The sequence below is a fragment of the Geminocystis sp. genome, from assembly GCF_041753295.1.
Classification (GTDB): Bacteria; Cyanobacteriota; Cyanobacteriia; order Cyanobacteriales; family Cyanobacteriaceae; genus Geminocystis.
The window spans coordinates 1-11,939 of sequence record NZ_JBGSUU010000117.1 but is presented as its reverse complement, the minus strand read 5'-3'; the positions used below and the strand labels follow the sequence as shown (position 1 = coordinate 11,939).

The following is an 11,939-nucleotide window of genomic DNA, read 5'->3' as shown; positions in this document are numbered from 1 at the left end:
ATACCTCCTTTTAAAATTTATTTTTCGTTTATCATATCTCGTAGCGATTGCTCTATACTGTTTTAATCTGGCAAAAAAGTTCTCTATTAAATGTCTTGCTTGATATAAATATTTATCATATTCTCGTTGATTTTTTCTATTCTTCTTTGGCGGTATAACTGCTGTTTTGCCTTGTTTTTCCAGTTTTTCAATTACTCTCTCATCGGCATCATAACCTTTATCCCCTAATAAAGTATCCCCTTCCAAATCCTCTAGTAAAACATCAGCACCATCAAGATCACACTTTTGTCCTGGTGTGAGATAAAATCCTGTAGCATTGCCAAGAGCATCAACGGTAGCGTGTATTTTTGTACTTAAACCTCCCTTACCAATGGCTTCTTCATTTTTATCCCCTTTTTTGCACCAGCACTATGCTGATGGGCTCTAACTATAGTTGAGTCAATCATGGAATATTCATTGTCAGCATCACGGTTTAAAACTCCAAAAATTTTTTCCCAAACCCCTTTTCGATTCCAACGACTGAAACGAGTATGAACCACTCGAAAATCTCCGAATCTATCAGGTAAATCTCTCTAGGGAATACCGGCTCGATATCGATACAAAACTGCTTCCACAAATAATCGATTATCTTTGGCGGTGACTCCTATAGTGCCAAATCTACCTGGAAGCATATCTTTAATTCTTTCCCATTGATCATCTCTTAAAGCACAACGAGGCATCTTCTTACCACAGGGTGTTTTTGTCAAAAAATTATTCAGATATATATTTTATCTTGTTTTAAGTTCTAATTGATGACACGCCCTAAAACCTGATACCTATTAAAACTTGACAGGTTAATGAGTGCGTCATGTCAGTTAAACCAGATCAAAATTGATTGATTTATCTTTTATATGTCAAAATGACATTGAGTATCAAGGGCTTTGGCTAATAATTTCATATACTGTCTATTATCAATAATATAAGAACCAAATCTTTCAAGGTGAGGATTTTGCATTTGAGCATCTAGTAATACAAATTGTTGTTTTCGCAAATGTTCTACTAATTTAACCATAGCCACTTTAGAAGCATCGGGAATATTAAAAAACATCGATTCCCCAATAAAAGCACCTCGAATAACAATACCAAGAATACCTCCTGCTAATTGATCATTTTGCCAAGTTTCAAAACTATAAGCCCAACCAGTGCGATTTAATTCTAAATAAATATCAATTAATTCTTCAGAAATCCAAGTAGTTTCTCTATTAGCACAACCTTGACAAACTCCTAAAAAATCTCGATTAATAGCTACAGAAAAATGATTTTTATTCAAAACTCGTTGTAAAGATTTTGGATAACGAAAACCCTCATCTAAGGGGATTAAAGTTCTTTGGTCACTAGAATACCATGCTAAAACATTGTTGTCATCCGCCATTAAAAAATTACCATGGGCGTATCCTTGAATAATAGAGGAAATATCTATCATAACTAATGAACCAAATATATATAATTTCTAATAAAGGAAACATATAATAATATTTAATCATGTCTCAACCTATTCCTCCTATTGTCTTACCTCCTGTAACAAATCCTGATGTTGAACAAACATGGCTTAAAGAGAGTTTACATAAATGGTTAAATGAAGAATTTATCCCTGAAATTATCAATGAAACCATTGCTTTAAGGGCAGCTCAAATCTTTATTCGTCAACGGTTAGAAGGAGAAAACGATCTCGGTTCATTAGTGATTGCTATTGTAATGGAAATGCAATCTTTTGATTTTCAGAAAAGTTTTTATAGTGAATTTGCCATCGCCAATGCTGTTAGTGATTTAATTCTTAAGAGTTTAGGCATTAACACTTGTTGTGGCGAAAGCTAGAAAAATAATTAGGAATGAGAAATTTTCGTTTTTTATTTTGAATTATTAACCGTCAAAATTAATTAAGTTTACATTTTTAATACTGCGTTTAAGTAACCCTGTAAGGACTTTACCCGGTCCTACTTCTATCACTTCTGAGATGCCTTGTAAGGGCAATTCTACCATGATTTCTCGCCAACGAACCCCCCCCGTCATTTGTGCAATTAATCGTTGTTTAATGGTGTCTGCGTCATGGTTGGGAGTAGGATCAATATTACTTAAAACTGGGATATTAGCAGTATTAAAAGTAACTTTTTCTAAAATTTGAGTAAATTCTGAAGCGGCGATAGCCATTAATGGAGAATGAAAAGCCCCTGAAACTTTTAAAGGCACGGCTAATTTGGCGTTTATTTCATTTACGGCGAAATCTACTGCATTTGGTTCACCTGATATAACTACTTGACCATCACTATTATCGTTAGCAATGACTACATTTTCTGTGGCATTTATTACCTTTTCTAATGTCTGTCTATCAAATTTCATTAAAGCTACCATTTTCCCCCCTTCGGCTTTATCCATCAACTCCCCTCGTTTTTGCACTAACTTTAAGCCTGTAGCAAAATCATAAACTCCAGCAGCATAAAGGGCGACATATTCCCCTAAGCTATGCCCTGCAACTAAATCAGGATTTTTCCCCTCTGCTTTCAATAAATCCACTAAAATAGTTTCGATGGTATAAAGACAAGGTTGAGTATAAAGAGTACGAGACAAAATTTCTTCGTCACCCTGACATATTTCTAACACAGACCAACCTAAAATGTCCTCTGCTTGTGCAAATTTTTCTTCGGCGATCGCCATAGTTTGTAAGTTTACACCCATGTTTTGAACTTGTGAACCTTGCCCTGGAAATACCCACGCTGTTTTAGTCATTTATGATAAAATTTTTCTCAAAGTGCCAACGCAATATTATATCATTTGAGTTCAGCATTATTGAAAAAGTGCACAGGTAGAAAGGTAAAATAGAGGATTGGAAAAACAGGAAAATTTTTTAATTCTCAATACCTATCTCCCCGTTTCCTTTTATCTCCTCTCTCCTATCCCCTAATTAATTATATGATTCCTGAAACTTTAGAAGACTCTATTTTACAAGCAAAATCAGCGTTAAAAGTAGCCTTAGATAGCGGTTGTAATCGCATTACCGTTGACTTAGTTATTCCTGAAATTGCTTTAAAAGCACACTATTTAGCCTTAGAATTTGCCGAATTTTTTAAAGATGAATATGGCATCGGTTTAAAAGTAATTTTTCCTGATACGGGTGCGGCTGCTTTGGCAAGAAGAGAATGGGGAGAAACGGATTTTAGAGTTACTGATATTGGTAGTAGTCGTACTCCTGTTGATATGAAGATTACTGAAACAGATCAACTTTTTTTGGTGGTTTCTCCTTCGGCGATAGAAGTTTCTTTGGTAGAAAAATTATGTAACCTCGCTGGCGATCGCCCTGTTATATTATTAATTCCTCAATTGGAAGACGTTTCCATCGTTGGCATTGGTTACGCAGCTAGACAATTAAGAGAAAGATTTTTAAGTATATTAGAATCTTGTTATTATTTTAGACCATTAGACTCCGCCGTGGTACTACGCACTTATCCTAATTTATGGCAAGTTTGGCAACAAGAAGAAGGAGAAGAAGACTATAAACTAATGGCTGAAGTATCACAAAAACCTTTAGGAGAAACATTAGATAGAATTTTAGCAGGAGAAAATGATGGAGATAGTAATCAAAAATCTAGTCTATCTTTAGGGTTTTTTGGCTCAATAAAAAGTTTCTTAAAAGCCTTAAGTAATTGATGATTAATCACTACTATTTTAAATATTTTCAGTAAAAAATTAACCCATGTTATATTAACAGAAAACTCAGTTTTAATTCCTAATAATTTTAATTTATTATTAAAGTCCAATGACGAGAAGAAGATTGATATACTTGAGCATTATGCCAACCAATTTGCGATATTATTTCTTTTATTTCATCTAAAGTTAGGGCAGCGTTTAGAGAATCTTTAAATAACTTTTTTTGACGAGGATTATAGTCTAAATTGGCTTGTTTAACTATTTCTTCAATATCATTTTCTGATTCAGGACGTAATAAATCTCTAATTAAAATACTACCATTAGACTTAACAACTCGATCAATTTCTCTAAATAAATCTAAAGGGTTAGGGATATGATGAACTAAACTATTTGACATCACAATATCAAAACTATGATCATCATAGGGCATTTTTTTGCCATCAACTAAAGTTAAAGTAATTTGTTGAGATTTACCTGCTTTTTCAATATTTTTACTAGCTAATTTAAGCATGGATTCTGCTAAGTCAACGGCGATAATATGCCATTGCGGTTGTAAATCTGCGAGAATAATAGGAATTTGTGCTGTACCTGTACCAATATCTAATACTTTTGCTTTTTTTTCTTTTAATTTACTTGTTAATAAGGCAAAATCAGTATTAACATCAGTAAAATTCATTTGATCATATTCATAGGCTTCTATATCATTATCCATTACTTCTGGTTCTAAAATGCGATCAATCATAATTTTAAGAATTAAGAATTTTTCACTATTAACTATAAAGGTATTATTCCACTAGGATTAAGGGGGAATAAATTACCATAATAATCTTTTTTTATCATGTTTAAATCATAGGTATTTTTTATGTCTAATAAGTTATTAATATCATCTAAATATCTGCTCAAATTTGGATAATTTTTGATCATTTTTACGCTACATTTAAACAAGCTATAATAAACTATATCGAAACGAATTAAAGTAGTAAATAACCGAATATCAGCTAAAGTAAGGTTATTACCACATAAATAACGATTATTCGTCAAATTTCCCTCAATTTCATCTAATATCCCAAATAATCCTTTACAAGCCTCTTCATAAGCTGATTGAGTTTGAGCAAAACCGCAACGATAAACACCATTATTTATATGATGATAAATCTTTTCATTCCATGGATCAATTTCTATTTTTAAATCATCAGGATATAAGTTTAAATCCGCATTTTTAGCGAATTGATTAAACTCATTATTCAGTAAAATAATTATCTGGCTACTTTCATTATTAACAATAGTTTTTGTTTTTTTATCCCATAAAACTGGAACGGTACAACGTCCTTTATAATTAGGTTTAGATAGTTGATAAAGTTGCCGTAAGGTTTGACAATTTTCAGAAGTATTTTCCATTATCCAACCTCCTTGATTTACCGCAGGAATAACAAAATTAACCTCTATAACATTTTCTAAACCTTTTAATGTCCTTACCATTAAAGTACGATGCGCCCAAGGACAACTTATGCCAACATATAAACTATAACGCCCTGCTTCTGCTGTATAAATACTATCTTTTTCTTGACTAATCTGATGACAAAATTGACTTGATGGGCGATTATAACTACCTTTATCATTACTAGGTGCTAAGTTTGACATCATCAATAACCATAATTTTTGCCAAATAAATCTACCCGTAACAATAAGAAAAGATGTCGGTAAAGATTGATTTTGTTTTGTCATGATCAATTATGCCCTAAAAGTGAAAAACCTCTGGGAGTCTTGCCATGTTTCGACCCCAAAGGTTTCTCTATTTAATTCTCTCACACCAGTAGTGGACTTTTAATCCCCTATGGTTGTTATTGTATCTCTTTTCTTTTTTTCTGTCAAGTCCTTAGAGAAATTTTTTAAATAATCCTCTAAAACTATTGAAAAAAGTATGCTTCGGTTAAAATATTTGATGAAATTTTGATATTAGCTTTCCTAAAGATAATGTCATTATTGTACTATTTAGGCATTGTGGACTTTCAAATTCATAAAAATAACCGATAATCTTTGTTGCTTTTTTGAAAGTAGATCTCTTGCAAAATAAAAAGTAAAATCTATTTTAGGATGGAAAATGTTAATTTCTTAACTCATTACTCATTACTCATTACTCATTACTCATTAAGTATTACTTATTTCAATTATCCCATTAAAATGACATTATCAATGACATGAATTACGCCATTATCAGCTTCAATATCACCCATAATAACCGTGGCATTTTTCACCTCAAAACCGTCACTACAGTCAATGGAAATGGGCGCGCCTTCAACGGAAATAACTGAATTAACTTTTGCTAAATCAGCTTTCATTAATTTTCCTGACACCACATGATAGGTTAAAATTCGGGCTAGTTGAGGAATATTTTGCAGTAAAGTTGTAATTGTGCCAGGTGGGAGTTTGGCAAAAGCTGCATCCGTAGGTGCAAAAACGGTAAAAGGGCCTTCGCTTTGTAATACATCAACTAAGTCAGCGGCTTGTACTGCGGCGACTAATGTTTTAAAATTATCGTTACTAACGGCAATCTCGACTATATTAGGCATTTCTAATTTATCTCCTTTTATAATAATGTAGGTTGGGTATTACCCACCTTCAAGGGTGAATTTTGGTTGTTGATGGTTGTTTGTAATTTGTGATGTGATCATTAGACATCTCTAAAAAAGAAAATTAAAATAAATTCTTGTTTATAAATCATCAATTATTATCATTATTCCCTATTCCTTGATGGATGTAAGAAATATATTGTGGGCATTGCCCACCCTACGGTTTATGGTAATATCTATGATGGATGTTATCGATAATCTGAATTCTAAACATCTGACAAACGAGCTTCAGGGCGTTTAAATCTATCCATTTGCATCTCAAAAAATTGACGATTTTTCATTAAATGTTTGGGATTCTTGTCATCAAGGGGATATAGTAAAGCTGTTCTTAGAGCTTGAATTACGGCTGAGGTTACATTATACATTGAGCGTTGAAAAGTTACCCCTAGTTGAATTAACATATCATCTTCTCCTCGACAATGTTGTTGATAATATTCCACAAGATAAGGCGGTAAAAAGTGCAACATATCATCCATTAACAAAGTAGGGGGGATTCCAGCGCTACCGACAGGAAAGACATCAGCATAAAGGATACCATAATGAAAGTCTTTTTGTTCACTAGGCACTTGATTAGCTTGAGCATTGTAAGATTTTGTACCTCGAAAAGGAGAAGTGCGATAAAAAACGGCTTCGACATAAGGTAATGCTGCTTCATAAAGCCAAGTAAATCCTTTTGATTTAGGGATAATTTCATAGCATTTTCCTTCTACATATATATGATGATAAATTGGCCTTCCTGCGATGGCAAATATACCATTTACCAGAAAATCCATCGCTTCTTTTACCGTTGTCATCTTTCCTTCGTCATATAAGTCTGACATTTCAAAAAAAACGGGCGCCATGACTTCCCAAAATAATCCTAAGTTACTATAATAAGATGCTTGACGTACTTGTTCTAAAAACATTTCAGGGAATAGTTTATATAAACCAGCCATGACGGGATTACCTTTAAAGTAGGCTTTGATGGCAACATCAGCGTTAGCTTTATATTCATCACTATCGAGATAAGCGTCAAATTTGCCCATACCCATATCTCTACCATGCCATAACATCGCCCTCATACAAGCCTCAGCAAACTCCATATTAATGCGATCATGTAATAAATGATGTACTAATTTTGGCATTTTAGTAGTTTCTCCTTTTTCCATGAAGGCGAGTAACTCAGGATGTGCCGTTGCTTCTCCTCTCCATATTCTTAAATCGGCGCTATCACCTGCGTAATGATTAGGCAAATCCAGATATTCTTGGGAGATGAAATATTTAAAGAAGGGAAGAGGATTGATAAAAACTCTCTCGGCGATGTAGAGTAAATCTCGCCAATAAAAATCCATCGGCACAGCGTATGCTTTATAAATACCGATAATTTGCATTAAATTTTCTGGCGTATCTGGTAACATTGAACCACCAGCTTCTAAACGATGGATAATATCAGCAAATTGGTGAGTTGATGGGGGAATTTTTGTTGCAGTTTTCATCATAGTTAGTGGTTAGGGAAATTTAGAATTTAGAATTTAGAATTTAAAATGAAAAGTCACAAATTATAAATCATCAATGACTAATGAAGAATCATCCATTATTAATTGTTAATTGTTAATTGTTAATTGTTAGTTATTACTTAACATTGCGATCGCTTCACTGGTATTTAGGCTAACATTAGTTAAAAAGGAAGGTTGTAAGCCAAAGAAAATGATAACTATAGCGAGTATAACCCCAGAAAGATGCTCAAAAAGTTTAACTTTCGGTAAATATCCCGTTTTATTCTCCATTCTGCCAAAAAAGACACGATTTAAGAGGATAACAAAGTAAACTGCCGTTAAACCTGTTGCAATTAAGCAAATGAGAGTATAAACAGGAAAAACAGTAAAACTTCCTTGAAATGATAGAAATTCCCCGATAAATCCTACCATACCCGGAATACCAGCACTTGCCATCACTGCTAAAATCATCAAACCGCCGACAAAAGGTAAGCCACGATAGGGATTCATCAACCCATGTAATTTTGATAATTCTCTTGTACCCGTTTTTTCTTCGATGATACCAACAAGATGGAATAATAAAGCTACGATTAAACCATGAGCAAACATTTGACAAATTGCTCCTAATATGCTTAAAGATGTACTTGCTGCAACAGCTAACACCACAAAATTGATATGCGCTAGAGAAGCATAGGCTATCATTTTTTTGATGTCTGTTTGAGAAATAGCGACTAATGAGCCGTAAATTGCACTAATAACTGCTAAAAAAGCTAAATATGGTGATATATCACCCCAAACGTCAGGAAATAGTTGTAAACCAAAACGGATTAAGCCATAAGTGCCAAGTTTTGAGATAATTCCCCCCAACATCATTGATAGCGGTGTAGATGATTCTGTATAAGCATCTGGTAGCCATGTATGAAGAGGAAAAATAGGAATTTTGATGGCAAAACCAATGACGACAGTTAGCAATAATAAAATTTGTTTGGCTTGGGGTAAGACTCCTGTTGTATTTTTATCAAAATCAAAAGTATTGCCATCGGTGAGGAAATTTAAGCCTAAAAATGCCGTTAAGACAAAGATGCCAGAAAAGGCGGTATAAAGTAAATATTTAGTGGCTGCATAATTACGTTTATCTCTTCCCCAAATTGATATTAAAAGATAAATTGGTACTAATTTTATTTCGTAAAAGAGGAAGAATAGTAATAAATTTTGGGCGATTAATGCACCATTTACGCAGGTAGTTAATAGGAGAATTAAAATATAGTAAAGTTTGGGTTTATTTACAGCATTTTCTTTTGTTTCTCCGTTATAAATAGCAAGGGTAATTATTAACCCATTTAAAATTACTAAGGGTAAGGATAAACCATCAACGCCGACAGTATAATTTAACCCTAAAAATGGTAACCATTCTAAATAAGTTTGATGTTGAAAACTACCATTAGTATAGTCGAATTTAATGGCTATTAAGAGACTAATAAGAAAGGCGATACTACTAAAAATAAGGGCAATATTTTTATGGATATTACTTTCTTTTTGATTAGGTAAAATTCCTATTATTAACGCCCCAATAATCGGCAAAATTAGTGTTAAGTTAAGCATTTGTTTATGATAATAGATTTAAAATTGATGTCACTTTGGTGTGCAAAAATTCTAGTTATATATTTGTTATGTTAATTGAGGTTATTTTTAACGATAGGTGATGAAAAATGTAAAAGTTAGATTCTTTTTAATCTAAAAATTATGACTTTTTTCTTGTTAGTTACACAATTTTTACTTTAACTTATTAAGCTAACTTTAACTGTGGCTAAATCATAGTAACCACTCACAATTTTTATTCTCTGCTATTAATTGAGCTATAACAGAGAATTTTTTTAGGGTTTCTACTTGCAGTTTTAACATTAGCTTTTCTGGCTGTTAGTAAGTCTTTTATTTTTTCATGATTTTAGTATATTTTAATTGTTGACAGTTTATTAATTCCTTTTAATTTGTATTAATTTTTAAGGAATTTAGTTTCTATTAAATATCTGACTTTTTATTTAGTTAAGCCGAATATTATTGATACAAAAACTAATCCTAAAAGAATTGTTAAAACATATAATTGAGATTGTCCAGATGTGCTATATTTTAAAGCCTGTCCTCCAAAAATAGTACTTAAACCTACTAAATTTACTGCACCATCAACTATATATTTATCAAACCAGTAAGCTAATTTTGCGGTGAAATTTACTATGCCCACAATTGTTACTTTATATATGTCTTGAATATAAAGATCATAAGCGAAGAAATTTCGGATAAATTCGGGTATAATTGTTATGGTTTCATCTATCGCTTTTTTACTGTATATTATTATCCCTAATCCGCCTCCTATTAATGTTGATAAAGTGAAGAATATTCCTAATTTTATATCAAAATCAATGAGGTTAAATTGTTCTAAAATTAACGGTAAATGTAAGGTAACGCCTGTTAATATCATCATCGGTAAAACCATCGCCCACAATACTTCAGGCGATCGCACTGTCATTTGTTTTGATTCACCGAGAAATATCAAGGAAAAAGCGCGTAAAAGACTAAAAGCTGTCAAGGCATTGACTAACAGTAAAACAACGAATAACCATGATTGAGTCGCTAATAATTCATTGCCAAGACGGGGAAGAATCGAAAAAGCGCCCAAAGGAGGAAAAGCTACTAAACCGAATGTGCCTACTAAGAAAGATATGCCAGAAATAGGACGACGAGACCATAAACCGCCTAATTGAGTTATATTTTGAGTAATGTTACTAATAATAATAGTGCCGATACTCATGTAAAGTAAAGCCATGGCAACGGCATAAATGACGATTAACAATAAAGCGGTGTTGGGGTGATTACTACCAACGGCGATAAAGACTAAACCCATATAAGCACTTACAGTATAAGAAAGCACCCGTTTTATGTCAATTTGGGCGATGGCAATTAATGATGATAACACGGCGGTTATAGCACCAATGGCAATTACTACGGTTGAAGTGATGGGAGAAATCATTAAAAGTGGTTGTAACTGAATAAGCACATAAGCACCAACTGCCACAACGATAGCATTACGGAGGATAGAAGCAGGTAAAGGGCCTTCCATAGCCTCATCTAACCATAATTGTAAGGGAATTTGCGCACATTTAGCGATGGGTCCTGCGATTAAAGTTAAACTGAGTAAAGTGGCAAAAGTAGGATTAATATTGGCAGTTTGCGCCCAATTTCCCATATCCGTATAATTCCAACTACCTGTTAAAGGATAAATGGCAATTACACCCATTAATAATAGAATATCCCCGACTCGTTTTGTCCAAAAAGCATCCCTCGCACCTGAAATAACTAAAGGTTGTGCAAACCAAAAACCTACTAATAAATAAGTGCCAAGGGTGAGAATTTCTAAATAAACATAGCTAAAAAATAGTGAGTTACATAAAGCTAAACCGCACATTCCCGCCTCGAAAAATCCCATCAGTGCGTAAAATCTCGCCCATCCCCAATCCATTTCTAAATAACCGATAGCGTAGATTTGACATAAAACATTTAACCCTGTAATTAAAGCTAATGCACCAACGCTGATAGCGGAAATTTGTACGTCAAAAGAAATATTTAAACCTGCGGCTTCTAACCATGAAAATCGTAATTCTTGAGAAGGATTATCCCAAATTTGAGATAAGGCGATGACACTGTGAATAAAGGCAAAAGATGTCATCAAAATATTAATGTAACCAGCAGGGCGCGATCCTGTTTTCCGTATAACACCGGGTGACCATAATAAGGCAAATAAGCCTCCAATTAAGGTATAACAAGGAATAAATAAAATATTTTCACTAAAAAAATTCATAGTTATTAATTAATAATCACAGTAAATTTAGCTATTGGATATTTTGGAAGCTATATTATTGATTTTTATGTATTCATAATAATTAATCAATAGATAAATGTCAATGATTATTAGAAAAAAAATAATAAGATTTAGCTTCTATGTCGAAAGAAGCCCCACACTTTGTTTTCAACAAAAAATAAATCAAACAAGTGTGGGATGAATTTCGACAGATAAATAAACGTTCTATCTTGTCACAACGGTTGAAAATTCTGATAAGATAAGAACAACCGCACACGGGCGGATAATGGCGATAACCAA

At 33.2% G+C, this 11,939-nt stretch carries 11 protein-coding genes and 1 pseudogene; 2 read left to right on the top strand and 10 right to left on the bottom strand.

Annotated features, from left to right (window positions below; genetic code table 11):
- Positions 1 to 719, bottom strand: a pseudogene (locus tag ACEW8E_RS14620) (IS5 family transposase); the annotation flags it as partial.
- 167 nt (positions 720 to 886) lie between these two features.
- On the bottom strand, positions 887 to 1,462 hold the full coding sequence (gene aat / locus ACEW8E_RS14615) for a leucyl/phenylalanyl-tRNA--protein transferase (protein WP_373481092.1): 576 nt from the start codon (positions 1,460 to 1,462) through the stop codon (positions 887 to 889).
- A gap of 59 nt (positions 1,463 to 1,521) precedes the next feature.
- Between aat and ACEW8E_RS14610 the strand changes: the two genes are divergently transcribed.
- A complete protein-coding gene (locus tag ACEW8E_RS14610) occupies positions 1,522 to 1,854 on the top strand; it encodes a hypothetical protein (RefSeq protein ID WP_373481091.1) in 333 nt (110 codons plus the stop codon).
- 45 nt (positions 1,855 to 1,899) lie between these two features.
- Here ACEW8E_RS14610 and fabD read toward each other — a convergent pair whose 3' ends face one another.
- A complete protein-coding gene (fabD, locus tag ACEW8E_RS14605; protein ID WP_373481090.1) occupies positions 1,900 to 2,763 on the bottom strand; it encodes an ACP S-malonyltransferase in 864 nt (287 codons plus the stop codon).
- Positions 2,764 to 2,946: 183 nt separating this feature from the next.
- On the opposite strand from fabD, the gene ACEW8E_RS14600 reads away from it, so the two are divergent.
- Positions 2,947 to 3,681 (top strand): DUF1995 family protein, encoded by a 735-nt coding sequence (locus ACEW8E_RS14600; protein WP_373481089.1) that lies wholly within the window; start codon positions 2,947 to 2,949, stop codon positions 3,679 to 3,681.
- Positions 3,682 to 3,769: 88 nt separating this feature from the next.
- On the opposite strand, the gene ACEW8E_RS14595 is transcribed toward ACEW8E_RS14600, so the two are convergent.
- From ACEW8E_RS14595 to ACEW8E_RS14565, 7 genes are all read right to left on the bottom strand, one after another.
- Complete coding sequence (locus tag ACEW8E_RS14595) at positions 3,770 to 4,420, bottom strand: class I SAM-dependent methyltransferase (RefSeq protein WP_373481093.1); 651 nt, start codon at positions 4,418 to 4,420, stop codon at positions 3,770 to 3,772.
- Between the two features lie 35 nt (positions 4,421 to 4,455).
- Positions 4,456 to 5,406, bottom strand: a complete 951-nt coding sequence (locus ACEW8E_RS14590) for a glutathione S-transferase family protein (RefSeq protein WP_373481088.1) — start codon at positions 5,404 to 5,406, stop codon at positions 4,456 to 4,458.
- A gap of 443 nt (positions 5,407 to 5,849) precedes the next feature.
- The gene (locus tag ACEW8E_RS14585) at positions 5,850 to 6,251 is read right to left on the bottom strand and encodes a fasciclin domain-containing protein (protein WP_373481087.1); all 402 of its coding nucleotides are present in this window, start codon (positions 6,249 to 6,251) and stop codon (positions 5,850 to 5,852) included.
- A gap of 266 nt (positions 6,252 to 6,517) precedes the next feature.
- Positions 6,518 to 7,789, bottom strand: coding sequence for a CO2 hydration protein (locus ACEW8E_RS14580; RefSeq protein ID WP_373481086.1), 1,272 nt, complete (start codon positions 7,787 to 7,789; stop codon positions 6,518 to 6,520).
- A gap of 126 nt (positions 7,790 to 7,915) precedes the next feature.
- Positions 7,916 to 9,388, bottom strand: coding sequence for an NADH-quinone oxidoreductase subunit M (locus ACEW8E_RS14575; RefSeq protein ID WP_373481085.1), 1,473 nt, complete (start codon positions 9,386 to 9,388; stop codon positions 7,916 to 7,918).
- Positions 9,389 to 9,821: 433 nt separating this feature from the next.
- Positions 9,822 to 11,639: an NAD(P)H-quinone oxidoreductase subunit F gene (locus ACEW8E_RS14570; protein ID WP_373481084.1), complete on the bottom strand. Its 1,818-nt coding sequence runs from the start codon at positions 11,637 to 11,639 to the stop codon at positions 9,822 to 9,824.
- 100 nt (positions 11,640 to 11,739) lie between these two features.
- Positions 11,740 to 11,939, bottom strand: a 200-nt coding sequence (locus ACEW8E_RS14565) for a hypothetical protein (protein WP_373481083.1), incomplete at its 5' end; no start/stop codon positions are given.

Excerpts from the sequence above, each read along its gene's own strand:
- aat (WP_373481092.1), bottom strand. The coding sequence starts at position 1,462 with ATGATAGATATTTCCTCTATTATTCAAGGATACGCCCATGGTAATTTT.
- ACEW8E_RS14610 (WP_373481091.1), top strand. The coding sequence starts at position 1,522 with ATGTCTCAACCTATTCCTCCTATTGTCTTACCTCCTGTAACAAATCCT.
- fabD (WP_373481090.1), bottom strand. The coding sequence starts at position 2,763 with ATGACTAAAACAGCGTGGGTATTTCCAGGGCAAGGTTCACAAGTTCAA.
- ACEW8E_RS14600 (WP_373481089.1), top strand. The coding sequence starts at position 2,947 with ATGATTCCTGAAACTTTAGAAGACTCTATTTTACAAGCAAAATCAGCG.
- ACEW8E_RS14590 (WP_373481088.1), bottom strand. The coding sequence starts at position 5,406 with ATGACAAAACAAAATCAATCTTTACCGACATCTTTTCTTATTGTTACG.
- ACEW8E_RS14585 (WP_373481087.1), bottom strand. The coding sequence starts at position 6,251 with ATGCCTAATATAGTCGAGATTGCCGTTAGTAACGATAATTTTAAAACA.
- ACEW8E_RS14580 (WP_373481086.1), bottom strand. The coding sequence starts at position 7,789 with ATGATGAAAACTGCAACAAAAATTCCCCCATCAACTCACCAATTTGCT.
- ACEW8E_RS14575 (WP_373481085.1), bottom strand. The coding sequence starts at position 9,388 with ATGCTTAACTTAACACTAATTTTGCCGATTATTGGGGCGTTAATAATA.
- ACEW8E_RS14570 (WP_373481084.1), bottom strand. The coding sequence starts at position 11,639 with ATGAATTTTTTTAGTGAAAATATTTTATTTATTCCTTGTTATACCTTA.